The sequence below is a fragment of the Pseudomonas sp. CROZ-RG-20F-R04-15 genome, assembly GCF_022662375.1.
Taxonomy (GTDB): Bacteria; Pseudomonadota; Gammaproteobacteria; order Pseudomonadales; family Pseudomonadaceae; genus Aquipseudomonas.
In genome coordinates, this window is sequence record NZ_JAKNQL010000003.1 from 157583 (window position 1) to 183953 (window position 26371).

Genomic DNA, 26371 nt, shown 5'->3' on the forward strand with positions numbered 1-26371 from the left:
AAACAAACACCACCCTACTCTAGGCTCATCCGACGAACATGCAGGACAAAGCCATGAGCCAGATTTCCAGCCAGACCCACGCCATCTCGATCAACCCCGCCACTGGCGAGCAGATCGGTCATTACGCGTTTGAATCCGCGCAAGCCCTCGACGCCGCGCTGACCCGCGCCGCTTACGGTTTTGGCAAATGGAAGCGCAAGCCACTGCAGGATCGCTCGCGCTTGCTGACCGCGCTGGCCGCTGCGCTGCGTGAAACCAGCGAGGCCATGGCCACCATGATCACTCAGGAAATGGGCAAGCCAATCGCCCAGGCTCGCGGCGAAATCGAAAAATGCGCCAAGCTCTGCGAGTGGTACGCCGAACACGGCCCGGCGATGCTCGACGCTGAGCCGACGCAGGTTGAAGGTGGCAAGGCGCGCATCGAGTACCGTCCGCTCGGCCCGATTCTCGCGGTGATGCCGTGGAACTTCCCGATCTGGCAAGTGCTGCGCGGTGCCGTTCCGGCGCTGATCGCCGGCAACACTTACGTGCTCAAACATGCGCCGAACGTGATGGGCAGCGCCTATCTGTTGCGCGACGCCTTCACCCGCGCCGGTTTCGCCGATGGCGTTTTTGAAGTGATCAACGTCACACCTGAAGGTGTGTCCACCGCCATCGCCGACCCGCGCATTGCCGCCGTGACCCTGACCGGCAGCGTGCGTGCCGGCATGGCCATCGGCGCTCAGGCCGGTGCCGCATTGAAGAAATGCGTGCTGGAACTGGGCGGTTCCGATCCGTTTATCGTGCTCAACGACGCCGATCTGGACGAAGCTGTGCAAGCGGCGGTCGTTGGTCGTTACCAGAACTCCGGTCAGGTCTGCGCGGCAGCCAAACGGCTGATCATCGAAGAAGGCGTGGTTGAAGAATTCACCCGCAAGTTCGTCGAGGCTACGCGCAAATTGAAGGTCGGCGATCCATTGTCCGCAGAGACCTACATCGGCCCGATGGCGCGTTTCGACCTGCGTGACGAACTCGATCAGCAAGTGCGCGACACCCTGGAAGAAGGCGCCACCCTGCTGCTCGGCGGCGGCAAGTCCGAAGGCCCGGGCAACTACTACGAGCCGACCGTGCTGGCCGACGTCACCGACCGCATGACCTCGTTCAAACAGGAACTGTTCGGCCCGGTGGCCTCGATCATCACCGCCCGCGATTGTGCGCATGCCGTGGCCCTGGCCAACGACAGCGATTTCGGCCTGACCGCGACGATCTACACCGCCAACGTGGCACTGGCCCAGCAACTGACCAGCGAACTGGAGACTGGCGGCGTGTTCATCAACGGCTACTCGGCCAGCGATCCGCGTGTGACCTTTGGTGGCGTGAAGAAAAGCGGTTTCGGCCGCGAACTGTCGCACTTCGGCGTGCGTGAGTTCTGCAATGCGCAGACCGTGTGGCTGGATCGCAAATAATCCAGACACCGTAAAACCCTGTGGCAGCGAGCCTGCTCGCGAAAGCGTAGTGTCAGCCAACACATCGGTTGCAGACGCACCGTATTCGCGAGCAAGCTCGCTCCCACATGGGGGTGCGCCACGTCAATTCAACTGATTCAACCCCATCCAATGTGGGAGCGAGCCTGCTCGCGAAGGCGGTAAGTCAGGCAGCTTAATTGCCACTGACCCACCGCTTTCGCGAGAAGATTCGCTCCCACAATCGGCTGCTTACAAATACTTCAGCCAGGCGATGTCACGGCGACGGGCCTTCAACGCCGAGAACCAGCGCACGGCCGGGAACAGCCCGATCGCCAGAATGACTGCCGCCAGCCAGATCGCCGCCACCGAAGAGAATCCGAAATAGCTGCCCTGATTCAGCCCGAACAGCGCCACGCCGATCAGGTACAACACCTTCAACGCGTACAGGTGCAGCAGATAGAAAAACATCGGCGCCGAACCGAACACGGTCAAAACGCGAATCCAGCGACGATCCTGTACACGCTCGAATGCCAACAGCAACAACAGCCCGGCGCTGATGGTCAGCGCGATAAACAGCAGCGACGGCGGGTACTTGGTGATGTTGAAAAAACCCATCAGGGTTTGCACCAGGGTGTCGCCCACGGCCCATGGTTTTTCGCCATAGCCATTGATCAGCCGCAGCGCGACAAAGCCGAGTAGCCCTGCGCTCCCCGCGATCAGCAAGCGCCGTTGACGCACACCGGCTTCAACACCGCGAGCAAACCACGGGCCGAGCGCATAACCCAAGCCAATCACGCCGATCCACGGCAACAACGGATAGGACGTGCGCAAACGCAAACTGTCGCTGACCTCGATCCAGCCGCGATCGTGCAGAATCGCCCACGGCACATGCAGCGCGGATTCCACCGGGAAATGCAGGCCGTCGAGCAGGTTGTGCCCGGCAATGATCACCAGGCTCAATGTCAGCAATAATCCGCGCGGCAGCCAGACCAGCAACGACAACGCGATCATGCTCAAGCCGATCGCCCAGATCACTTGCAGATAAATCACGCTCGGTGGCAACTGGAAGGTCCAGGCGAAGTTGACCAGGGTGAATTCCAGCAGTACCAGAAACAGCCCACGCTTGAACAGAAACGCACTGACGTCGGCCTTGCCTGCGTACTTTTCGCCGAACAACCACGCCGACAATCCGGTCAGCAACACAAACACCGGCGCGCACAAATGCGCCAGGGTGCGACTGAAGAACAGCGCCGGTTCCGTGCTGGCAATGTCCATCGGGTCGCTGACCTGCCGGTGCAGCAAAAAGGTTTCACGCACGTGATCCAGCAGCATGAACAGAATGACCAGGCCTCGGAGGGCATCAATGGACAGCAGCCGGCCAGTGGTCAAAGGGGCAGAACGAGGAAGCACAATCGTCATGAGCGTTTCGCAATCGAAGGGATAACCGCAGGCGCCTACAAAGATCGCCCTGAAATTTGCGTTACCTTATAACACTAAAAAGCAAATAACCACGTTCAAACGAAAGTGATTCTCAAAAAAACCTCGACCCGGCAAGTTGCCCAATAGGCTCAGGCTTCTATAGTGATCAGGTCTGCCGCGCCTTTGCGGCCTGCTGTCGAGCGTTGTCCATGGTCAACACCGAACACCTGATCATTTGCGAGCACTGCGACTGCGTGTACGAAAAAGTCGTGCTGGCCAAACACCAGAAAACCTCGTGCGTGCGTTGCGGCGGCGTATTGCAGCGCTTCAACGGTTTGACCGTGGAACAGCGTCTGGCCCTGACGTTCACGGCGGCGGTGCTGTGGCTGTTCGCCAATTTCTACCCGGTGATGAGCATCAGCATGAAGGGCCTGAAAAACAGCGCGACGCTGTGGGATTCGGTGCTGGCGCTGAGTCAGGGACCGATTACCTTTATCGCCATGGTCGCAGCCATTGCAATCATCATTGCCCCGGCATTTCAACTGGTGCTGCTGGTCTGGGTACTGAGTTTCGCCCTGTCATCGCAACGCGCACCGGGTTTCAAGGTGTGCATGCGCTGGCTGGAAACCCTGCGCCCGTGGAGCATGCTCGAAGTATGTTTGCTTGGCGCTATGGTGGCGGTGTTCAAACTCGCCGGGCTGCTCGATGTGTTGCCCGGCATCGGCCTGTTTGCGCTGGCGGCACTGAGTTTGATGATGATCAGGATTGCTGGCCGCGACATCCGCGACCTCTGGGACATTCTATGAAGCGACCACCGACCGCCAGCGAGCTCAACCTGTGCCTGTGCCACAGCTGTGGGCTGGCCTGCGACATGAGCGACGAGCCGCATGAGTGCCCGCGTTGCGACGCCCCGTTGCATCGACGCAAGACCAACTCGCTGACGCGCACCTGGGCTTACATGTTCGCCGCTCTGGCGTTTTACGTGCCGGCCAATCTGCTGCCGGTGATGAATACGGTGATGCTCGGCAATGGCGCCGACAGCACGATCATGAGCGGCGTGCTGGAGTTCTGGGAGGCGGGTGCGTGGGACATCGCCCTGATCATTTTCATCGCCAGTATCGCGGTGCCGGGAATCAAGTTCGTCGCCCTGTCGCTGTTGTTGATTACGGTAAAGCGCGACAGCGCCTGGGCGCGCAAGGAGCGCTCGAAGCTGTACCGTTTCGTCGAGCTGATCGGCTATTGGTCGATGCTCGACGTGTTGGTGGTGGCGCTGGTCGCGGCACTGGTGAAGTTTCAGGCGCTGGGCGATATCGAGCCACGACCGGGCATTCTGTTTTTCGGCCTGGTCGTGGTGTTCACCATGCTCGCGGCGATGAGCTTCGACCCGCGCCTGATCTGGGACCAGAACACGGGCGACGACCTCAGCGACGTTGAACCTCAAGCAGCACCTGCAACGGATGACGCAGTGCCTGATCCGACTGGCGCTTGACCTGACTGCGGCAGGAATAACCCGTCGCCAAGGCTTCACCCTGCTCTGCCGGCGCCTCTATCTGACGAGCCCACGACTGCTCGTAGATCACCGCTGACGTCTGGCGATTGCGCGCCTCGTGGCCGTAAGTCCCGGACATGCCGCAGCAGCCGGTGGCTTGTGTGGCCAACTTCAAACCAGCACGCTCGAACACTTGTTCCCACTGCCGGGTCGCGGCCGGGGCGTTGGTTTTTTCGGTGCAGTGCGCGAGCAACCGGAACGACGCGGTTGCATCCTGCGGTGCCTGCTCCGGCATGACCTTGAGTAACCACTCCTGCACCAGCGCCACTTCCGGGCAATCCTGCATACCGGGGACTTTCAGGTATTCCTGGCGATACACCAAGGTCATCGCCGGATCGAGCCCCACCAACGGCACGCCCACCTCTGCCAACTCACGCAGTTGCCGAGCGTTGCGCAACGCCGCGCGGTTGAACGCCGAGAGGAAGCCCTGCACATGCAATGGCTTGCCGTTGGCGCTGAACGGCGCCAGATACACCTGATAGCCAAGCCGTGAAATCAGTTCGACCAGATCCGCCAGCAACGGCGCTTCGAAGTAACGCGTGAAGGCGTCCTGCACGATGACCACACTGCGCTCGCGTTGCGCCGGGGTCAGCGCCGACAACGTCGAAACCGTTGCCGGTTGCACCTGCCAGCGACGCATCGCAGTGTGAAAATCGAAGCGGCTGAGCAACGGCACATCGATCATGCCGCCGACCCTTTCCAGCAGGCCGCGCACCCACGAAGCACCCATCAAACCGTTGTACAGCGCCGGAATCCGCGCCATGTACGGAATGCTGTACTCCAGCGAGGCAATCAGATAATCCCGCGCCGGACGCAGATAACGGCTGTGATACAGCTCGAGAAAACGCGAACGAAACTCCGGCACATTGACCTTCACCGGACACTGCCCCGCGCAGGACTTGCACGCCAGGCAACCGGCCATGGCGTCGTAGACTTCATGGGAAAAGTCTGCAGAAGCCGAGCGACTGTTACGCCAGCGTTGCCACAACGAGCTGAAAAATGCCGGTTGGCGAATCACATCGGACAATACATCAACGCCCGCTTCGCCCTGCAAACGCAGCCACTCACGAATCAACGAGGCGCGGCCCTTGGGCGACTGCGCACGCTCGCGGGTGGCTTTCCACGACGGGCACATGGCGTCATCGGGATCGAAGTTGTAGCAGGCGCCGTTGCCGTTGCAGTGCATGGCCGCGCCGTAGCTTTGCCAGACTTTTTCGTCGATCTGCCGATCGAGTTCACCGCGCAAAGTGACTTCATCGATTTTCAGCAGCGCCGCGTCGCTGTTAGCCGGCGTGGCGATTTTGCCTGGGTTGAACTGGTTGAACGGGTCGAATGCAGCTTTCAGCGCTTGCAGCGCCGGATACAACTCGCCGAAGAATGCCGGTGAGTATTCCGAGCGCAGACCTTTACCGTGCTCGCCCCACAACAGGCCGCCATAACGTTGGGTCAACGCGGCAACGCCATCAGACACCGGACGCACCAATGCCGCTTGCTGCGGGTCTTTCATGTCGAGAATCGGCCGCACGTGCAGCACGCCCGCGTCGACGTGGCCGAACATGCCGTACTGCAAACCGTGGCTATCGAGCAGGTCGCGCAACTCGGCAATGTATTCGGCCAGGTGTTGCGGCGGCACCGCAGTATCTTCGACAAACGGCTGCGGCCGCGCTTCCCCGGCGACGTTGCCGAGCAGGCCCACCGCACGTTTGCGCATGCCGTAGACCTTGTTCACTGCCGCGTGACCGACCGCCAGCGTATGACCCAGGCGCTCAACGGTTTGATCGCGGCTCAGGTGTTCGACGAATGCTTCGACCCGGCGCTGCAAATCCTCGGGATCGTCGCCGCAGAACTCCACCAGATTGATACCCAGAGTCGGGCGCTCGGCGCTTTCCGGGAAATACTCGGCGACGCCGTGCCAGACGATGTCCTGCATCGCCAGCAACAGCACTTTCGAGTCGACGGTTTCGATCGACAATGGCTTGAGCGCCATCAAGGCCCGCGCATCGCGCAACGCGTCCATGAACCCGGCGTAGCGGATGTTCACCAGCATCGTGTGTTTGGGGATCGGCAGCACATTCAGCCGCGCCTCGACGACAAATCCCAGCGAGCCTTCGGCGCCGCACAACACACTGTTGAGGTTGAAACGATTGTCCGCCTCACGCAGGTGCGCGAGGTCGTAACCGGTCAGGCAACGGTTGAGATCGGGAAAACGCGCCTTGATCAGCTCGCCCTGCTCATCAATGATCTGCCGCGCGCAACGATGGACTTCACCGACGCGATCCTCGCGAGCGCACAGCGTTGCAAGCTCGTTTTCTTCCAGGGGCTGAGCGTGCAGACGTTCGCCGCCGCGCAGGATCATGTCGAGTTCGAGCACATGGTCGCGGGTCTTGCCGTAGGTGCAACTGCCCTGGCCGCTGGCATCGGTGTTGATCATGCCGCCGACGGTGGCGCGGTTGGAGGTCGACAGTTCCGGGGCGAAAAACAGCCCGGCGGATTTCAGCGCGGCGTTGAGCTGATCCTTGACCACCCCGGCCTGGACCCGCACCCAACGCTGCTCGACGTTGATTTCGAGGATGCGGTTCATGTGCCGCGACAGATCGACGACGATGCCGTCCGTCAGCGATTGGCCGTTGGTGCCGGTGCCACCGCCGCGCGGAGTAATCACCACTTGCTGGTACGCCGGTTCGGCGATCAGTCGGGCCACCCGCGCCACGTCATCGGCATCCAGCGGAAATACCGCTGCTTGCGGCAGACGCTGATAGATCGAGTTGTCGGTCGCCAGCACCACGCGGCTGGCGTAATCGGCGCTGATTTCACCGCGAAAGCCGCTGGCCTTCAGGGCTTTGAGGAACTGCTGGTAATCGCTGGTCAGGGCTTTGGCGGGGGACAGCTGGGCAATCATCGGTCAGGTTATCTCGGTCAAATCGGGCCGTGTGGCGGTGAACAGTTGTACGCAACGAATGATTGCGTCAGGCTCCGCCATCTCAGGGTGCCCATGTTCATTGCTGGAGGACGCTGGGACAACCGTAAATTCGACCCGCTATTGATGACTTTTACGAATGAATCCGCGCACGCTCACCCCATCCATGTCGTTATTGCTGGCTTTCGAGGCGGCCGCGCGTCACGAAAGCTACACCCGCGCAGCCCACGAACTGTCGCTGACGCAAAGTGCAGTCAGCCGTCAGGTGCAGATTCTCGAGAAAATGCTCGGCATGCGCTTGTTCAGCCGCGAAGGCCGGCAAGTGGTGCTGACCGACGTCGGGCGCATGTATCAGCGCGAGCTCGCCGAAGCCTTGGGGCAGATTCGCAGCGCGACCTTGCAGGCGATGGCGTTTGGTTCGGGCATTCACAGCTTGCGCCTGGCGACGCTGCCGACCTTCGGTTCGAAATGGTTGCTGCCGCGCCTCAAGGATTTCTACACCGCGCACCCGGGCATGACCGTGCATTTGCATTCGCGTATCGGCGCAATCGACTTCGATACCAGCGAAATCGACGCAGCGATCTGCGTCGGGGGCGGTGAATGGCCGGGGCTGACCGCCCTGCCCTTGCACACTGAAGAACTGGTGGTGATCGCCAGTGCGCAGCTGTCTGACGCCGAGCGCAATGACGCCGAACAGCAGATTGCCGGGCAACTGCTGCTCAATGTCAGCAGCAATGCCCAAGCGTGGGCGGAATGGTTCAGCCATCACGGTTTGCCGCACCGTAGCATGCGCATCGGGCCGAGCTTTGAAATGACCTCGCACTTGATTCAGGCGGTGCGGGCGAATATTGGTGTCGGTTTGGTACCGAGGATTCTGGTGGAGGATGAGTTGCTCAGCGGCGAGTTGCTACAACTGGGCGAGCCGATTACCAGTCGGCGCAGCTATTACCTGGTGTATCCGCCGCGCAATGAAAATTTACCGTCGCTGAAAGCGTTTCGCGATTGGCTGATTCATACACTCTGAAGGAATGAGTCGCCCCTTTTCGCGAGCAAGCTCGCTCCCACAAAGGATTTGTGAACGCCACAGATCAAATGTGGGAGAGAGCTTGCTCGCGAAGGGGCCAGCAGAGACAACCTCAAAACCTCGGTTTGACCGCCTGCCAGTCCGGCTTATAGCGCTGCATCTGCCGCACATCATCACGCTGACGAATCCCGCACGTCAGGTACTGATCATGCAGCTTGCCCAATTGCTCATGATCCAGTTCCAGGCCAAGCCCCGGCGCGCGGGTGATCTTCACGCAGCCATCAACAATCGGCAGTTTGCCGCCCTTGATCACCTCTTCATCCGGCTCCTGCCACGGGTAATGGGTGTCGCAGGCGTAATCCAGATTCGGCACCGCCGCCGCCACATGCGCCATCGCCATCAGGCTGATGCCCAGGTGTGAATTGGAATGCATCGACACGCCGAGACCAAACACGTCGCACATCTTCGCCAGCGTCTGCGTGTCGCGCAGGCCGCCCCAGTAATGGTGGTCGGCGAGAACAATCTGCACGCTGTTCTGCGCAACACTGCGACGGAACTCGTCGAAGTCGGTGACCACCATGTTGGTCGCCAGTGGCAGGCCGGTGCGTTTGTGCAGTTCGGCCATGCCATCGAGGCCCGGGGTCGGATCTTCGTAATACTGCAGGTCGTCGCCGAGCAATTCAGCCATGTGAATAGACGTTTCCAGCGACCAGTTGCCATTCGGATCGATGCGCAGCGGATAGCCCGGGAAGGCTTTTTTCAAGGCCTTGATGCATGCCACTTCATGCTCCGGCGGCAACGTGCCGGCCTTGAGCTTGATGCTTTTGAACCCGTACGCCTCGATCATCCGCGCAGCCTGCGCGACGATTTGTTGCTCGCTGAGCGCCTCGCCCCAATTGTCCGGTTTGTACGGCGAATCGACATGCTGCGCGTACTTGAAAAACAGATAGGCGCTGAACGGCACTTCATCACGAATAGCACCGCCGAGCAGGTCCACCAGCGGCACATTCAGGTAATGCGCCTGCAAATCGAGAAACGCCACTTCGAACGCCGAATAGGCATTGCTCACCGCTTTGCTGGCGTGAGAACCGGGCGCCAGTTCGGCACCGGCAAGGCTCGCAGGTTTATTGGCGGCAACGGTGGCCTGCACGATCGCGCGCAACTGGTTGAGGTTGAACGGATCGAGGCCGATCAGCTGAGACTGCAACTGCTGCTGGATCGCCAGCGCCGGGGCATCGCCATAGCTTTCGCCGAGGCCGATGTAGCCGTTGTCGCTTTCAATCTCGATGATCGAGCGCAGCGCAAAGGGTTCGTGGATGCCGCTGGCGTTGAGCAGCGGCGGATCGCGGAAGGCAATCGGGGTCACGGTGACACGGGTGATTTTCAAGATAACGCTCCTGACAGATCAACAATCAATTCAATGGCTCGCAGCCGGGCCGGCCGTCGCGACAACGGCGGTGACCTCATGCGGCTTTGCGAGGTTTTTGCCTTTCGCGCCAGGCGCCGTGCGGGCGAAGAAGATCACCACTGCCGCGATCAGCGACGTGCCAGCCAAGCCATACAGGCCGCCCTCGATAGAGCCGGTGGTTTGTTCAAGAAAACCAAATGCAGTCGGTGCGACGAAACCGCCGAGATTACCGATAGAGTTGATCAGCGCGATCACCGCAGCGGCGATGCGCGCATCCAGATAGCTTTGCGGAATCGGCCAGAACAATGCCGACGCTGCCTTGAAACCGATGGCGGCGAAGCAGATCGCGACGAAGGCGAAAATCGGCCCGCCAGTGGTCGACATGAACATGCCGATCGCCGCAATCACCAGCGTCAGCGCAACCCAGGCTTGCTGGAATTTCCACTTGCCGGCCATCGCCGCGAAACCGTACATGGCGACAATCGAGATGATCCACGGAATCGAATTGAGCAGGCCAACCTGGAAGTCACCGAGATTGCCCATCTTCTTGATCATGCTTGGCAGCCAGAACGTCGCGCCGTAAATGGTCAGGGCAATGGAGAAGTAGATGAAACAGAACAGCGCGATCTGCCGATCCGCCAACAGTTTGAACATCGACGGTTTGGCCACTTGCACCGCCTCACGAGCGCGCTGCTCCTCGGCAATCGCCGCCACCAGCGCTTCGCGCTCTTCTTCGCTCAGCCACTTGGCCTGACGCGGATGCGATTGCAGCCAGAACCAGACAAACCCGCAAAGCACCACCGACGCCGCGCCCTCGATCAAGAACATCCACTGCCAGCCATGCAGGCCCAACCCGCTGATGTGCAGCAGCGCACCGGAGACCGGGCCGGAGATCACCGAAGCAATCGCCGAACCACTGAGAAACACCGCCATGGTCTTGCCGCGCTCGGAGGCCGGCAGCCACTGCGTGAAGTAGTAAATGATCCCCGGAAAGAACCCCGCCTCGGCCGCGCCGAGAATAAAGCGCAGCACATAGAAACTGGTTTCACCTCTGACAAAGGCCATGGCCATGGCGGCGGCGCCCCAGGTGAACATGATCCGCGTCAGCCAGACCCGCGCGCCGTAACGTTGCAGGAGCATGTTGGACGGCACTTCGAACAGTGCGTAGCCCACAAAGAACAAACCGGCGCCGAGGCCGTAAGCCGCCGCGCCAATGCCCAGATCGGTTTCCATGTGGCTGCGCACGAAACCGATGTTGACCCGATCGATGTAGTTGACGATGAACATCACCACGAACAGCGGCAGCACGTGGCGCTTGACCTTGGCGGCGGCACGGGCGAGTACCGTGACGTCCAGCGGACTCTGGAGGGTTTTCAAGGGGCGACTCCCGATCTTGTTTTTTTAGGGATGGCGTAAAGCGATGGACCGATCATGGACGGCGATCATTGATCCCGTCTAATCTAACTTGGCATTCGATTGATACCCGGATTAGATCAATGTTCGAACTGACTCAACTGCGCTGCTTCACCACTGTCGCCACCGAACTCAACTTTCGCCGCGCCGCCGAGCGACTGAACATGACCCAGCCGCCACTGAGCCGGCAGATCCAGTTGCTTGAGCATCACTTGGGCGTCGAACTGTTTACCCGCAGCACCCGCAGCGTCGCGCTGACCGCCGCCGGCCGGGCTTTTTTCATCGAAGCACAGAACCTGCTGGAGCGCGCGCAGCAAGCGGCGGTCACCGCCCGACGGTTTGCCGAAGGTGATATCGGGTCGGTGAACATCAGTTTTGTCGGCAGCGCGGTGTATGAGTTTCTGCCCAAGGTCATCGCCGAGGCGCGACTGAAACAGCCGCAGGTGAAAATCGATCTGTCGGAGATGAACACTTACCAGCAGCACGAAGCCCTGCGCGCGCGACGCATCGATTTGGGCATCGCCCGTGCGCCATTACTCGAGCCGGGATATGCCACTGAATGTCTGGTGCGCGAGCCGTTTGTACTGGCGGTGCCGAGTGGTCATCCATTGGCGAGCGCGGCTGAAGTGGCCGTAAGCGATCTGGATAAGCAGCCATTTCTGATGTATTCCCACGCCGCTTATCCGCCGTTCAACGAACTGCTGACCGGCATGCTGCGCTCGGCCCGGGTTGCACCGGATTACGTGCAGTGGCTGGGGTCGTCGCTGACGATTCTGGCACTGGTGAATGCGGGCATGGGTCTGGCGCTGGTGCCGCGTTGTGCGACCAGTGTGGTGTTCAGAAATGTGGTGTTTCGCGATATCGATCTGGGCGAAGGGGTGCAGAGCGAGCTGCATCTGATCTGGCGGGAGAACAACGACAACCCGGCGTTTGCGATGTTGCTGGAAGCGATTCGCCGGGCGGTGGCTGAGGGGTGGGGCTGAAAGGTTGACGGTGCTGATCAGCGCTTTGGTGGAGGGGGCGCGCTCGGCCCTTTGACCAGCGGTTTTGCCAATGGCTTGCCGTCTGGGCCCACGAAGAGACGCGCCACGTGAGGTGGCATGGGATTGGGTGCTTTTGCGCTCATGAAACAACCTCCTCGACAGAATTGAATTCGACCCACTGAACTTTTGAGGAATCTATCACCATTAATTCGGCGCCAAAAGTGATCAGCTCGCCACCATCGCCAAGCCATTGTGGATTTAGCAAGATAAATTGCCCTTCCGATGGACCTGAGGGCCACTCCAAAGGCCAGCCAAACAATCGCCTCTCGTCATTCAGTTGCAAAGTGACAAGGCGATCCTGTCGCTCAAAAGCGCTGTACCACTCGCTAGGATGGGAGCTTTTGCGTGTCAGGTGTCGCTTGCGTAGCCACACATGCAACATCCCGTTTGAAGCCAAATAACAGAAAAGCCCGGCGAGACATACTGAAACAATAAATGCCCACAACGCTTCCGCCCGAGCATCCCATTTCCCTACAGAAAAGCCTTTCGAACCCACCCACAGACAAATTGCCCCAATCCCCAAAACCGCGCCCTGAATCACAAACGTAAAAATCAACGCCTGCACGATCTGCCCAAACGTATCGGGTCGTTTGAAAGCCGTCAGCGAATAAAAAATCCACGCCGACAAAAAACCGGGAATCAGGTACTGCAACAGCGGAATAACTTCTTTGACCAGATCATCCATGATCCGAGGCTCCTTGAAAGACCGGCCGATCTGACTATCGACCGCCCCTCAAAAGCCTAGTGCACACCGCTGAAAACCCTCGCGCGCAACTGTCACCACTCATTACGCATCCTGCAAAATCAGATCCGCGCCCTTCTCCGCCACCATCAACACCGCTGCGTGAGTATTGCCCGAGGTCACATTCGGAAAAATCGACGCATCAACAATCCGCAGCCCGTCGAAACCGTGCACCTTCAGCCGCTTGTCGACCACCGACGTCTGCTCGTCAGCGCCCATCGCGCACGAACCACAGAGGTGATAGATCGAGCCACAGTTATCGCGGAAGTACTGCAACATCTGCTCGTCAGTTTCCACCGCTGGCCCCGGTAAAACCTCATCTACCGTGATGCTCTTGAGCGCCGGGGCGTTCATGATCTTGCGCATCAGACGACTACCCTGAATGACCTCGTCGATGTCCTTTTGCGTGCTCAGGTAGTTCGGATCGATCAGCGCCGCGTCCCGGGGATTTTTCGAGGCGATCTCGATATGCCCACGACTGGTCGGCCGGCACGGATTGAAGCACAGCAGGAAGCCGGAATACGGCTCGGGCTTGAGGCTGGCCTTGTTGTTTTTTGGAATCTGGTACGACAGCGGGTTGAAATACAGCTGCAGGTTCGGATGATTCTGCTGCGCGTCGCCACGGAAAAAACCACCGGCCTGATTGACGCTCATGGCCAGGGCGCCCTTGCGCGTCAGCAGGTATTTCACGCCGAGTTTGAACTGACCGAACAGCGAACTCAGCTCATCGTTAAGCGTCGGGATATTGGCCTTGTAGTAATAGCTGGCGCACAGGTGATCCTGCAGGTTCTGCCCCACGGCCGGCAGGTGTCTGACCAGAGGAATGCCGTGCCTGGCCAGCAACGCGCTGTCCGCCACGCCGGACAATTGCAGAATTTTCGGCGTGTCGACGGCACCCGCACACAAGATCACTTCCTTGCGTGCGGTGAAGGTTCTCACCACACCATGCTGAGTAATCGAGATTCCGGTCGCACGTTGTTGCGCGTCATCAAACAACACCCGATCCACCAGCGCGAAATGCTCGACGGTCAGGTTCGGCCGTTTCAGTGCCGGATGCAGATGCGCGAAGCTGCTGGAGCAGCGCTGACCGTTCTTGGTGTTGACGTCGTAGAGACCCGCCCCTTCGAACTTTGCCCCGTTGAAATCTTCACTGCGCGGATAGCCGATTTCCGAGCAGCCCTCAAGAAACACATCGCAGATCGGGTGAGTCTGGCCCTTCATCGGCGTAATACTGATCGGGCCGCTGCCACCGTGATAATCGCTGTCACCCAACGGATGGTTTTCCAGTTTGCGGAAGTACGGCAACACATCCTTGAAGCCCCAGCCGTCGTTGCCATTGGCGGCCCAGTCATCAAAGTCATGAGCCTGGCCACGCACGTAGATCATCGCGTTGATCGACCCGGAACCGCCCTGCACTTTGCCGCGCGGGGCGTAGATTTCGCGGTTGCCCAATTGCTTTTGTGGCTGGCTGTAATACATCCAGTTGAAGGTCGGGTTGTAATACATTTTGGCAAAGCCGACCGGGATCTTGAACCACAGCGAGCTGTCTTTGCCGCCGGCTTCCAGCAACAGCACGGTGTGTTTGCCCGAGGCCGAGAGCCGGTTGGCCAGCACGCAGCCAGCGGCGCCAGCGCCAGCGATGATGTAGTCGTATGTCATGCACGGTTACCGCGTAAGTCGTTATACAAAATTCGGCTCGCTCCCACAGGAACTGCGCCTGCCGTGTCAGCCGCGAGCTGGCGAGGTGTCTTTCACATCCACCGGGGTCGGCGCCATCTGCAAGTGCAGCCGCTCACCGGTGTACGGCGAATGCCGGCGCACCACGTCCATGTTCAGCTCGACCCCAAGACCCGGCTCGCTGGACGGAATGATGTAGCCGTCTTCCCACTGCAACGGTTTGGTCAGTACTTCGGCGTGAAAGCCGCCCCAGGTCTCAATGCTTTCCTGAATCAGGAAGTTCGGTGTGCAGGTCGCCAACTGGAAACTCGCCGCCGCACCAATCGGTCCGTTGTACAGATGCGGGGCGATTTGCGCGTAGTAGGCTTCGGCCATGCTGGCGATCTTCTTGGCTTCGAGCAGGCCGCCGCAGCGCGCCACGTTCATCTGCAGAATCGACGCACCGCCGGCCTGCAACAGCTTGAAGAATTCGTACTTGGTGGTCAGGCGTTCGCCGGTGGCAATCGGGATGCTGGTCTTCGCCGCGACTTGCGCCATGGCTTCTTCCTGGCCCGGTGGCACCGGCTCCTCGAACCACAGCGGGTCGTATTTCTCCAGGCGCTTGGCCAGGCGGATTGCCGACGACGGCACCATCTGCCCGTGGGTGCCGAACAGCAGATCGCACTTGTCGCCCACCGCTTCACGGATCTTGCGGCAGAAGGTTTCGCAGCGTTCCAGCACTTCCAGGGAAATCTGGTGCCCGGAGTACGCGGTGTAAGGCCCGGCCGGATCGAACTTCACGGCGGTGAAGCCTTTGTTCATGTTCTCGATCGCGCACTCGGCGGCCAGATCCGGGTCGTCGTAGTCGTACTCGCCACGGCTGTTGACCGGGTACAGGTAGGTGTAGGAACGCAGGCGTTCGTTGACCTTGCCACCGAGCAGTTCGTACACCGGCTTGTTCGCCGCTTTGCCGATGATGTCCCAGCAGGCCATCTCCAGACCGCTGACCACACCCATCATGGTCAGGTCGGGACGCTGGGTGAATCCGCTGGAATAGGCTTGGCGAAAGAAACGTTCGATGTGGTGCGGATCATGATTGAGCAGGTAGCGTTCGAACACGTCTTCGATGATCGGCAGCATCGCTTTCGGGCCAAAGGTCGCGGCGTAGATCTCACCAACACCTTCGATTCCGCAGTCGGTCTTGAGCTTGACGAACAGCCAGTACATGCCGCCGATGTGCGGTGGCGGTACGGCAACGATATGGGTTTCAAGGGCGATGATTTTCATCTCAGGCACCTGCTTTTTTCGAAGATTGACGATTGATTCGGGCACGCAGGGTCACGGCAGCGAGGGTGCCGACCAGACCGATAGTGGCGATGTAGCCGAAGTAGAGCTTGTAGCCGAGGGCACCGGGAAAGTGCTCGGTGAGGTAGCCGTTGATCAGCGGAATAAAGGCATCCGGCATGTAGCCGACCACCGAGACGATGCCGATGGCCAGACCGGTGATGCGCAGCGGAATGTTGCAACTGTCGAGAATCGCCCAGTACAGACCACGAATTGCATAAGTCATCAGGCCGATGAAAATCACCGTGGCAATCAACAGACCGATGCTGTTGAGCGCGGGAAACACGATCAGCCCGACGATCGCCAGACTCGCCAGCAACAGCGCGACGATCAGCACCGAAATATTCGAGAACCTGTCGCCCAGCCAGCCGCCGCCAATGCCACCGATCGGACGCATCCAGAGTTTGATCGTGGTAATCGTGCCAGCCATGACGGCGGTCATGCCGCTGCCTTGCAGATAGTCGGAGAAACTGTAGGTGGCCCAGAAGATGTGATAACCGCAGAACACGATGGCGGTGACCAGCCACAGCTCAGGGATTTTCACCAGCGTGGTCAGGTCGGCGAGCAGATTGAACTTGCCCTTCTCCACCGCTGGCGTGTCTTCCATCGACTTCGGGTCCTTGATCAGCACCAGCAGACAACCGATGACGATACAGGTGAAGGCGTACAGGTAAACCACATGTCTGAAGCCTTCGGCGGTCGACTCGCCACGGGTCTCCGTGGCGAAGGCAAACAAGCCCAGCGCAACCGTCGCCAGCAACGCTTCGACCAAGCCGCGACCACCGTCGAGAATGCCGAAGAACCGGCCCTGTTCGGTGTGATGCGCAATCATTTTCACGCGTTTGAGTACCGAGGCCCAGAAGGTCAAACCGGTGGTCAAACCCCAGCAGCCGAAGATGATCATCAACCCGGTCATCGACGGCGCGGTCGAGTACCAGAGGCCCAAGGCACCAGTGGCCACCAGCGAGAAGAAAATCAGAAAGCGCGGTGCAATGCGATCGGCCAGCCAGCCGCTCGGCAAGTAACTGAGCAGGAAGATCGTGCCAAGCATCGAGTACAGATAACCCAGCTCGCTGTGGTTGATCTGGAACACCTCGAGCATGGTCGTTTGATAGACCTGACGCAGGTAGAGAATCGGATAGATCGCGCCGGCGGCGAGCACCAGCAACATCAATTGGAAATAGCGACTTCCCTTGTCGCTCTGGCTTTTCACAGCCGAATCGGAACCCTGAACAGCGGCAGCAGAGGATGCATGCTTGGACATTGAAGTGACCTCGGGCGACCCGTGCTCCGGGCGCCCCTGATAATTGTTTTTATAGGTGCAGCGTGAGGCGTGTTGCAGTGGATCAGTACTTCATGACCACGAGTCGGGTCTGGGTGAATTCGAGCATGCCGTGCTTGCCGTCATCGCCGCCCAGGCCGGAGCGTTTCCAGCCGGCGTGGTAGCCCTGATACGGGTCAGCCGGGGTGCGATTGACGTACAACTCGCCGGCCTCGATGGCGTTGGCGACTTTCTGCGCGGTGCGGTAGTTCTCGGTGTAGAGCACCGACGACAGGCCGAACTGATGGTCGTTGGCCATGGCCAGCGCGTCGTCGATGTTGCGGTACTTGAGCACCGGCAGCACTGGGCCGAAGATTTCTTCCTGGACGATTTCCATGTCCTGGCGGCAACCGCTGAGCAGCGTCGGCGGATAGAAATGCCCCGGCCCTTGCGGCAACACACCACCGCTTTCGAGCGTCGCGCCGGCAGCGATGGCGCGCTCGACCATGGCGTGAATGTTCTGCTGCGAACTGGCGTTGACCAATGGGCCCATCAGGCTGGCGTCGGTGGCGCGGTCGCCGAATTTCACTTCAGCGATTTTCGCCTTGAGCAGCGCAAGGAATCGGTCGTGGACGCTTTCTTGCACGTAGACGCGCTCGACCGCTGTGCACAACTGCCCGCAATGAGTGGTTTTCGAGGCGACGATCGCGGTCGCGGCCGCATCCAGGTCGGCATCCGCTTCGATGATCGCCGGGGTCTTGCCGCCCAGTTCCAGCGACGGCTTGGCGATATTGGCCTTGCAGTAATCGAGGACGATGCGCCCGGCGTTGACGCTGCCGGTCAAGGTAATCAGGCCCACGGCTTTATGGGTGCAGACGGTTGCTGCCGTGGCGTGATCCATGGTCAGGATGTTGATCACACCGGCCGGCATGCCCGATTGCTGCACCGCTTTGGCAATTTCGAATGCCGAGGTCGGTGTGTTGTTGCTGGGGCGCACCACCACAGTGTTGCCGGCAATCAGCGCCGGGGCGATTTTGCGCAGCAACGTGTAAACCGGGTAGTTGAACGGGATCAGGCAGGCAACGACGCCGATCGGTTCGCGGTGCAGAAAGAGGTTTTCGTCAGGGCTGTCGCTGGGGATGATTTCGCCTTCGATGCGCCGCGCCCATTCGGCGTGGTAGCGAGTGATCTGCGCGGCATAACGGGCTTCGTTGCTGGCATCGCTGACGCTTTTGCCAGACTCGGCGGCCAGTGCGCTGCCGATGGCTTCGGCACGCTCTTCCAACGCTGCGGCAAAGGCCCGCAGATGTTCGGCGCGCTCGATGCTGGTGAGTTTGCCCCAGACCTTTTGCGCCGCTGCCGCCGCATCGACCGCTGCGCTGGCTTCCTCGGCGGTAGCACCCGAGACATGGCCGAGCAACGCTTCGGTAGCCGGGTTGTAGACCGCGATCAGCGCCGCGCTGGCAGGCTCGATGAATTGGCCGTTAACAAAATTTCGCTCGATTCGCATGTGCATCGCCCATCGTTTGTTTTTATCAATGCCGCCAGTCTTGGCATCGATGGCGGGTTGAACAAACGATTTATCGGGCGGTTAAACATTCGAAAAACGCAGGTTACCCCCAATGACCTCCCACAGGGCATCCGGGCTGACTCAAGTAGCTGCGGTCGAGGGTTCTAACTGGCGCTGCGCCAGCCAGATCTCCTCCTGCAGCCATTGAGCAAAAACCTGCAACTGCGGCATATCCGTCTGCTCCGGCCGGGTCACCAGCCAGTACGACTGATGCCCTTCCACATGCACATTCAGCACTTGCGTCAACTGCCCGCTGGCCAGTTCTGCCGCAACCATGTGCCAGTCGGCAATGGTGATGCCCAGGCCATCGGTCGCCGCCTGAATCGCCAGGTCCAGCAGATCGAACTCATAACCGCCCTGGGTATCCACCCCGGTGATGCGCGCCGCGTCGAGCCAGTGATTCCAGGTCAGGTAGCGCTGGTCTTCCCTGGCCAGAACGTGGAGTAACGTCAGGCGATTGAGGTCGATGCCTTGCTCGCCACTCTCGCGGGCATACAACGATGGCGCGCACACAGCGATGTGGCGCTCTTGAACCAGTAGCGAACTGTCGAGACCGTCCCATTCGCCATTGCCAAATCGAATCGCACAATCGAGCGTGCTGGTTTCCGCCAGACTGTCCTGCAAGCGCGTGGTGATGCTCAGTTCCAGCTCGGGATGTTGCTCGCGCAGTCGGCCCAGACGCGGCATCAACCAGCGACTGGTAAAGGTCGGCGGTGCATTGATATGCAATCGGTTGGAGTGGGTTTTCTGCTGAATGCTGCGCACCGTCAGCTCGATCTTGTCGAACGACTGGTGCAGCGCCCGCAGGAGAATCTTGCCGGCAGCGGTCAGTTCCAGATGATGGTGACGGCGTTCCAGCAGACTCTCGCCGAGCTGTTCCTCCAATTGCCGCACCTGACGACTGACCGCACTCTGGGTGACATTGAGCAACTCGGCGGCGCGGGTAAAACTGCCGGTGCTGCCGGCCACTTCGAACGCCTTGAGCGCGTTCAGGCCGGGCATTTTGCGTTTCATATCAAGGCACTCGAAAACCACTGACAAGGCGCAAAGCATCCCATGAGTGTGCCGGACTGTCCTACAGGAATTTGCGAGTAACATGCATTCGATGCAGGTTTGTTCACCGTTTTTATCGTTTGTTCAACACACACCGGATGGCAAAACTGCGCGGCATCTCTAATAAAAACAATCGAGAGCCGCTCCATGCCCTTCTCTGCTTCCTTGCGCTTGCGCAGCACTTCCATCGCTCTGTTCTGCAGCATTGCCGCCCCGGCGATGGCCGTGCAGGTCACCGACAATCTCGATCTGGGCGGCGCCATTCGTGCGCGCTGGGATCTCGACCCGGATCGCGACATTCAGAAGTTCGGCCTCGACACGGTATTCCTCAGCGCCAAGTACAATTCCGACAGCTGGATCGGTGAGGCGCAGTACCGCTTCTACGGTCGTTCCTACCCTTACCAGTACACAAAAAACTACGGCGATATCCAGTTCGCCAAGTTCGCCTGGGCCGGCTACAAGTTCAATCCCGATCAGCAAGTACAAGTCGGCCTGAACACCGTGCCGTTCGGTTTGCAGCCGTACTTCGGCAGTACTTTTTACGAAACCCTCGGCAACGTCATTGGTCTTGAAGACGTGCAGCAAGTCGGCGCCAAGTACATCCAGCAAAGCGGCGACTGGAACCTCCAGGCCGGCTACTACCTGCGCCCGGCATGGCAAGGCAAAGGCACCAGCAATGGCGTGAGCTATTCCAGCATTGTCTCCGAAGCCGACAGTTACGTGGCCGACGGCAGCGACAATCAGGAACGCAACACCGTGGTGCTGCGCGTCGCCAAGGCACTTGATCTGGGCCCGTGGAAGTCCGAAGTCGGCATCTCCGGCCTGACTTCCAGCCTGCAGAACCGCGACACCAACAGCGATGGCCGGCGCAACGCCGTGGCCATCCACTATCTGGGCAAGAACGGCCCGTGGGGCGTGCAACTGCAAGCGGCGCGACAGCAGATGTCACCGCGCAATCCCGGCAGTGATGAAGTGGTGACATTGGGCGGGTATGACGGTACTTACAATGTCGCCAGTCGCGGCAATCTGTACGTCGCGGACTTGAGCTATGACGTGGCGGGCAAATACCTCTTCGATCAGGTCAGCGGGGTCAAGCTTTACGCCAACTACAGCGCCTTCGACAAATCCGCCAGCGGCTACAAGACATCAGAGCGGATGATCCTCGGCAGCTCGTTTTCGGTCAGCAAACTGTGGGTCGCGGCCGAGTGGTTGTTTGGCCGCAATGATCCGTACATTGGCGGCAGCAGCTATACCCAGAGCCTGGGTGCGGGCGGGCTGGATCAGTGGGAGAACCAGGTGTATGTGAACGTTGGTTACTACTTCTGATCCCGACATGATTGCGCCGATGAGATAGCTTTCGCGAGCAGGCTCGCTCCCACATTGGTATGCATTTCAATGTGGGAGCGAGCCTGCTCGCGAAGGCGCCCGCACAAACTCCACTTGCATCAAACCCTCACCAATAGTCAGATACCCCCTACAAACAAAACCTACAAAAACAAACCGAGCCAAACGCTCGATCCGGGGTTCTGCCTCCATGCGTCAACTGCCCTCCCTCAACACCCTGCGCGTGTTCGAAGAAGTCGCGCGTCATCGCAGTTTCAGCCAGGCCGCACTCGGCCTGAACGTCACCCAGGGCGCAGTCAGTCGTCAGATCAAACAGCTCGAAGACTACCTCGGCGTCGCCCTGTTCGTGCGCACCCCGCAAGGCCTGTCGCTGACCGAAGCCGGCAGCAACCTCAAGCCGCATCTGGCCGAAGCCTTCGACCACATGGAACGCGCCCTGCAAGCCGTACGCGTGCCCAACCTGCGCCAGCGTCTGCGCGTACTCGCTCCGCCCACTTGGGCGACGCGCTGGCTGTCGCCACACCTGCGCGCGTTCTGCCAGCGCTACCCGGACATCAGCCTCAGCGTGACCAATCAGGCCAGCCACGACAGCCTCGCGGAAATCGACTGTCACATCCGTTTCGGCCTCGCGGCGTCCACCCAGTGCGCCAGTCAATTGCTGGTGATGGAGCGGCACATCGCCGTGGCCAGTCCAGAACTGTTCAATGGCGATCAAGCGCCGGATCTGCGCGAGTTTCCATTGCTGCACATCCTGCATGACGGCAAGCGTCTGAAGGTCTGGGAAAACTGGCTGGCGGCGATGGGTCGCGAGGATATCGATGCGGGACAGGGGCTGGAATTCAGCACGCTCGATCAGGTGATCCACACCGCGCTGGCCGGTGGCGGACTGGCGGTGATTGATCGGCAGATGATCGAGAAGGAACTGGCCAATGGCAGCCTTGTGCCGATCACTCCGATTGAAGTGATCGGGCCTTATGGCTACTGGCTGGATGTGGCGAATGACAAGCAGGGATTGTCGAAGGTGAAGCTGTTTACTGACTGGCTGAGTATGGTGAGTAACCCCTGAAAGAGCCCCTCACCCTAGCCCTCTCCCGGAGGGAGAGGGAACTGACCGAGGTGATTATTCGAACTACGCCGACCTGAGATACCGAGTCGAACGTAGATTCTGAATACAACATAGATCGGCCCCCTCACCCCAGCCCTCGCCCCTCTGGGGAGAGGGCTGGGGTGAGGGGGAGGTTTCAAGCCTTGCACATCAAATCGGCGTGGCGACTTTACTCACGACAATCGAACTCCCTTCCACCGGGCTCTGCGCCTTGCACGCCTGGCTCAACGTCAGCGACTTGGTCTCCGGCGCCCACGCCCACGACAGCCATGCGCCAATCGCCAGAATCGCCGCGAGAATGCCCATGGTAGGACTCAAGCCGATCCCGGCCACACTCACCGGCAACAGAAACGTACTGAAGGCCGAACCCAAGCGACTCACCGCCGTTGCCAGCCCGATACCACTGGCGCGAACCTCAGTCGGAAAGCTCTCCGCCGGAAACACCCCGACCAGATTGCTCACCGCCGACAGCACCAAGGTGAACAGGCCAAACACCAGCACCATCAGCCACGCCGCACTGCCCGGCAGTACCGCCAGCAGAAACAACGCCAGCGCCAGAATGATGAACGAGTTGATGAGAAATCCGCGTCGGGTGAATTTGATCGTGCACCAGATGCCGATCAGCGCGCCGAGGATCAGCAACATGTTCAACATCAACTCAGTGCCGAAGCCTTCGGCCAGGCCCATCTTCTGCAGGATCGACGGCAGGAACGTATAGATGGCGAAGTACGGCATCACGATGCACACGAAAAACAGGCAGTTGAACGCCGTGCGCTTGCGATATTCACGGCTGAACAGCACCGCATAACCCGATCGGGTTTCCGTGGAGCGGGTTTCGTCGAGTTCAACGTTGTCACCCAGATGCTTTTTGACGATCGCCCGCGCCTCGGCGATGCGCCCCTGATTGACCAGCCAGCGTGGCGATTCCGGCGTGCCGATGCGCGCAATCAGAATCAACGCTGCCGGGATTGCCGACGAGGCCAGCATCCAGCGCCAGGCGTCATCGCCAAGGCTGAGCATCGCCGTGCCAACGAAGGTCGCGGCAACATAACCAAAGGTCCAGATCACGCTGAACGAACCCAGCAAAACGCCGCGATGTTTCTTCGGCGAGAACTCGGCCAGCATCGCGTGGCCGACGCTGAAGTCACCGCCCAAGCCGATGCCGATCAGCACTCGGCAAAGAAACAGACTCATCGCTGTTTCGACATAAAACTGCATCACCGAGGCCACGGTGATCAGCACAAAACTGACCAGAAAGATTTTCTGCCGGCCGACCTTGTCCGAGATCCAGCCGAAAAACAGACTGCCGAGAAACAGCCCGATCAACGCCGACGCGCCGATCAAGCCTTGCCAGAACGCGTCCAGTTGCATTTGCGGGCTGAGCAAGGTGAAGGCGATGCCGATCAGGCCAAGAATGTAGCCGTCGGTGAAGTGCGCGCCGAAGGTCAGACCGGCGATCTTGATGTGGAACCGGCCGATCGGCAGGTCGTCGATTTTTATGGGTTGAGCGGACATGTTCGTCTCCAATTGTTGTTATTGACGGAGAAACCGATTGCTCTTGCTTGGTTGTATGTGGGAGCAAGCCTGCTCCCACAAGGAGATTTCGCTGAGGGTTACAGCCCCCCCATCAACAGATATTTGATCTCCAGATAGTCATCCAGCCCGTACTTCGAACCTTCGCGGCCGAGGCCCGATTCCTTGATCCCGCCAAACGGTGCCACCTCGGTGGAGATGATCCCTTCGTTGATCCCGACCATGCCCGCCTCCAGCCCTTCAGCCATGCGCCAGACCCGGCCGATGTCGCGGCTGTAGAAGTACGCCGACAAACCGAATGGCGTGTCATTGGCCCGCGCCAGCACTTCGGCCTCGTCCTTGAAACGGAAGCAAGCCGCCACCGGGCCGAACGTTTCGTCCTGGGCAATCAACATGTCGCCGCTGACTTCGGTAAGGATGGTCGGCTCATAGAACGTACCGCCCAAGGCGTGGCGACGGCCGCCGCACAACAGCGTCGCACCCTTCTCTAGAGCATCGCTGACATGGCTTTCGACCTTGGCCAGCGCCGCGCTGTTGATCAGCGGCCCCTGTTCGGTTTCACCGTCCAGCGCATTGCCGACGCGCATCGCCGCCACCGCTTCGGCGAGCTTGCCGGTGAAGGCCTCGTAAACGCCGTCCTGAATAAAGAAGCGATTCACACAGACGCAGGTCTGCCCGGTGTTGCGGAACTTCGAGGCCATCGCGCCTTTGACCGCAGCATCCAGATCGGCATCGTCGAAGACAATGAACGGCGCGTTGCCACCCAGTTCCAGCGAGACTTTTTTCAAGGTGTCGGCGGCCTGGCGCATCAGCAGTTTGCCGGTGCGGGTTGAGCCGGTGAACGACAGTTTGCGCACAACACTGGACGCCTGCAGCGCGCCGCCGATAGCGACGGCATCGCCGGACACGATGTTGAATACACCCGCCGGAATCCCTGCTTGCTCGGCCAATACGGCCAAGGCAAATGCCGACAGCGGCGTCTCTTCCGAAGGCTTGAGAATCATCGTGCAACCCGCCGCCAGCGCCGGGCCGACTTTGCGGGTGACCATCGCCAACGGGAAGTTCCACGGCGTGATCGCCGCGACCACGCCGATGGCTTCCTTGACCACAATGATCCGCGCATCGACCTTGTGACTCGGGATCACATCACCGTAGGCACGCTTGGCTTCTTCGCCAAACCACTCGAGAAAACTCGCTGCGTAAACCACTTCGCCCATTGCCTCGGCCAGCGGCTTGCCTTGTTCGCGGCTGAGCAGCGTGGCCAGATCTTTCTGGCTGGCGAGCATCAACTCGCTCCAGCGCTTGAGGCGTTGACTGCGTTCCTTCGCGGTCAATTTGCGCCACGCCGGCAGTGCGCGGTGGGCGGCGTCGATGGCCCGGTTGGTTTCTTCGGTGCCAGCCTTCTGCACCTCCGTGATCAGCTCGCCGTTGGCCGGGTTGCGCACCGGATAGGTCGCACCGCCCTGCCCCCACTGGCCATCAATGAAGTTGCCGTGTCGGATCAAATCGCTCATGCCACCGCTCCCTGCAAAGTGAAACGCTCCAGCCCCGGACGCGCCGAGCGCAGGATGCGTTTACCGGCGGTGTAGTCGTTGATCACATCGCATGGGGTGTAATTGCGCTCCAGTTCATGCAGCTCATCAGCATCAAGTCGGGTCTCGAGTGCAGCCAATGCGCTGTCGAATTGCGCGGTGGTGTCAGCGCCAACCAGCATGCAATCAACACCTGGATGATTGGCCACCCACGCCTGGGCGATCTGCGCATTCGACACTCCGCGAGCACGGGCTACGCGCTGCACCGAGTGGGCGATTTCGAACGAGGCTTCGTCGCTGTACATCTGCTGAGTGAAGAAGTCGGTCTGGTTACGGGTCGACTGCACGTCGCCAGTCAACAGACCGCGCGCCAAGGGACTGAACACCGAAACGCCAATCCCCTGATCGCGGCAGAACGGAATCATCTCGCGCTCTTCTTCGCGGTAGGCGCAGTTCAGTTGCAGCTGCATGTTGATCGGCTTGACCCAGCCGTTGCGCTCGCAGGCCATGAGGATTTTCGCCAGTTGCCCGGTGAGCATGGTCGACACGCCGATGTAACGCGCCTTGCCCGAGCGCACGATGTCGTTCAGCGCGCCCATGGTTTCTTCGACCGGGGTGTTCACATCGAAGTAATGCAGCATGAACACATCGACGTAATCCATGTCCAGACGCTTCAGCGAGGCGTCGATGCTGTCCATGATGTGCTTGCGCGAATGGCCGCTGGCATTGATGCCGCTGCGGGTGCCGTAACCGACCTTGGTGGTGATCACCAGGTCTTCGCGGCGGGCCAGACGCTTGACGATGCGCCCGACCACTTCTTCACCGACACCGGCGGAATAGAAGTCGGCGAGGTCGATGAAATTCACGCCGTTATCCAAGGCGTGGGCGACGATCGGCTCGCTCTGTTTTTCGTTGAAGATCCACGGTTTCCAGTCCGGCGTGCCCATGTTCATCGTGCCCAGGCACAGACGCGAAACCTGCAGGCCGGAGTTGCCCAAACGGATGTATTGCAT

At 59.9% G+C, this 26371-nt stretch carries 20 protein-coding genes; 7 read left to right on the forward strand and 13 right to left on the reverse strand.

Annotated features, from left to right (window positions below; genetic code table 11):
- Window positions 1-53 precede the first annotated feature (53 nt).
- Entirely contained in the window at window positions 54-1445 is a 1392-nt protein-coding gene (locus L8H52_RS06785) for an aldehyde dehydrogenase family protein (protein ID WP_242206238.1), read from the forward strand.
- Window positions 1446-1694: 249 nt separating this feature from the next.
- Here L8H52_RS06785 and L8H52_RS06790 read toward each other — a convergent pair whose 3' ends face one another.
- Window positions 1695-2864 (reverse strand): DUF1624 domain-containing protein, encoded by a 1170-nt coding sequence (locus tag L8H52_RS06790; RefSeq protein WP_242206241.1) that lies wholly within the window; start codon window positions 2862-2864, stop codon window positions 1695-1697.
- Between the two features lie 209 nt (window positions 2865-3073).
- Here L8H52_RS06790 and L8H52_RS06795 point away from each other — a divergent pair, with 209 nt between their 5' ends.
- A complete protein-coding gene (locus tag L8H52_RS06795; RefSeq protein ID WP_242206243.1) occupies window positions 3074-3670 on the forward strand; it encodes a paraquat-inducible protein A in 597 nt (198 codons plus the stop codon).
- Window positions 3667-4353 (forward strand): paraquat-inducible protein A, encoded by a 687-nt coding sequence (locus L8H52_RS06800; protein ID WP_242206244.1) that lies wholly within the window; start codon window positions 3667-3669, stop codon window positions 4351-4353. The genes L8H52_RS06795 and L8H52_RS06800 overlap by 4 nt, the downstream gene beginning before the upstream one ends.
- On the opposite strand, the gene L8H52_RS06805 is transcribed toward L8H52_RS06800, so the two are convergent.
- On the reverse strand, window positions 4286-7312 hold the full coding sequence (locus L8H52_RS06805) for an FAD-binding and (Fe-S)-binding domain-containing protein (RefSeq protein WP_242206246.1): 3027 nt from the start codon (window positions 7310-7312) through the stop codon (window positions 4286-4288). The genes L8H52_RS06800 and L8H52_RS06805 overlap by 68 nt on opposite strands.
- Before the next feature lie 157 nt (window positions 7313-7469).
- Between L8H52_RS06805 and L8H52_RS06810 the strand changes: the two genes are divergently transcribed.
- Window positions 7470-8354, forward strand: a complete 885-nt coding sequence (locus tag L8H52_RS06810; protein WP_242206248.1) for a LysR substrate-binding domain-containing protein — start codon at window positions 7470-7472, stop codon at window positions 8352-8354.
- Window positions 8355-8466: 112 nt separating this feature from the next.
- On the opposite strand, the gene L8H52_RS06815 is transcribed toward L8H52_RS06810, so the two are convergent.
- Window positions 8467-9741: a glucarate dehydratase family protein gene (locus tag L8H52_RS06815; RefSeq protein WP_242206250.1), complete on the reverse strand. Its 1275-nt coding sequence runs from the start codon at window positions 9739-9741 to the stop codon at window positions 8467-8469.
- 30 nt (window positions 9742-9771) lie between these two features.
- Window positions 9772-11139 carry an MFS transporter gene (locus tag L8H52_RS06820; protein ID WP_242206253.1) on the reverse strand — a complete coding sequence of 456 codons (1368 nt, stop codon included), beginning with the start codon at window positions 11137-11139 and terminating at the stop codon, window positions 9772-9774.
- Window positions 11140-11258: 119 nt separating this feature from the next.
- Here L8H52_RS06820 and L8H52_RS06825 point away from each other — a divergent pair, with 119 nt between their 5' ends.
- Window positions 11259-12158 (forward strand): LysR substrate-binding domain-containing protein, encoded by a 900-nt coding sequence (locus tag L8H52_RS06825; RefSeq protein WP_242206255.1) that lies wholly within the window; start codon window positions 11259-11261, stop codon window positions 12156-12158.
- Between the two features lie 139 nt (window positions 12159-12297).
- Here L8H52_RS06825 and L8H52_RS06830 read toward each other — a convergent pair whose 3' ends face one another.
- The 6 genes from L8H52_RS06830 to L8H52_RS06855 form a co-directional block, all read right to left on the reverse strand.
- Window positions 12298-12903, reverse strand: coding sequence for a DUF6338 family protein (locus tag L8H52_RS06830; RefSeq protein WP_242206256.1), 606 nt, complete (start codon window positions 12901-12903; stop codon window positions 12298-12300).
- A gap of 102 nt (window positions 12904-13005) precedes the next feature.
- The gene (locus L8H52_RS06835; RefSeq protein ID WP_242206258.1) at window positions 13006-14619 is read right to left on the reverse strand and encodes a GMC family oxidoreductase N-terminal domain-containing protein; all 1614 of its coding nucleotides are present in this window, start codon (window positions 14617-14619) and stop codon (window positions 13006-13008) included.
- 66 nt (window positions 14620-14685) lie between these two features.
- The gene (locus L8H52_RS06840) at window positions 14686-15903 is read right to left on the reverse strand and encodes a mandelate racemase/muconate lactonizing enzyme family protein (protein ID WP_242206260.1); all 1218 of its coding nucleotides are present in this window, start codon (window positions 15901-15903) and stop codon (window positions 14686-14688) included.
- 1 nt (window position 15904) lies between these two features.
- Complete coding sequence (locus L8H52_RS06845; protein ID WP_242206262.1) at window positions 15905-17224, reverse strand: MFS transporter; 1320 nt, start codon at window positions 17222-17224, stop codon at window positions 15905-15907.
- An 82-nt stretch (window positions 17225-17306) separates the two neighbouring features.
- The gene (aldA, locus tag L8H52_RS06850) at window positions 17307-18731 is read right to left on the reverse strand and encodes an aldehyde dehydrogenase (RefSeq protein ID WP_242206264.1); all 1425 of its coding nucleotides are present in this window, start codon (window positions 18729-18731) and stop codon (window positions 17307-17309) included.
- Window positions 18732-18872: 141 nt separating this feature from the next.
- The gene (locus L8H52_RS06855; RefSeq protein WP_242206266.1) at window positions 18873-19805 is read right to left on the reverse strand and encodes a LysR substrate-binding domain-containing protein; all 933 of its coding nucleotides are present in this window, start codon (window positions 19803-19805) and stop codon (window positions 18873-18875) included.
- A gap of 186 nt (window positions 19806-19991) precedes the next feature.
- Here L8H52_RS06855 and L8H52_RS06860 point away from each other — a divergent pair, with 186 nt between their 5' ends.
- Window positions 19992-21170, forward strand: coding sequence for a hypothetical protein (locus L8H52_RS06860; protein ID WP_242206268.1), 1179 nt, complete (start codon window positions 19992-19994; stop codon window positions 21168-21170).
- 208 nt (window positions 21171-21378) lie between these two features.
- Entirely contained in the window at window positions 21379-22254 is an 876-nt protein-coding gene (locus tag L8H52_RS06865) for a LysR substrate-binding domain-containing protein (RefSeq protein ID WP_242206270.1), read from the forward strand.
- Between the two features lie 189 nt (window positions 22255-22443).
- Here the strand turns inward: L8H52_RS06865 and L8H52_RS06870 are convergent, their stop codons facing one another.
- The 3 genes from L8H52_RS06870 to L8H52_RS06880 form a co-directional block, all read right to left on the reverse strand.
- Window positions 22444-23808 carry an MFS transporter gene (locus tag L8H52_RS06870; protein ID WP_242206271.1) on the reverse strand — a complete coding sequence of 455 codons (1365 nt, stop codon included), beginning with the start codon at window positions 23806-23808 and terminating at the stop codon, window positions 22444-22446.
- A gap of 98 nt (window positions 23809-23906) precedes the next feature.
- Complete coding sequence (locus L8H52_RS06875; RefSeq protein ID WP_242206274.1) at window positions 23907-25340, reverse strand: NAD-dependent succinate-semialdehyde dehydrogenase; 1434 nt, start codon at window positions 25338-25340, stop codon at window positions 23907-23909.
- Window positions 25337-26371, reverse strand: a complete 1035-nt coding sequence (locus L8H52_RS06880; RefSeq protein WP_093437404.1) for an aldo/keto reductase — start codon at window positions 26369-26371, stop codon at window positions 25337-25339. The genes L8H52_RS06875 and L8H52_RS06880 overlap by 4 nt, the downstream gene beginning before the upstream one ends.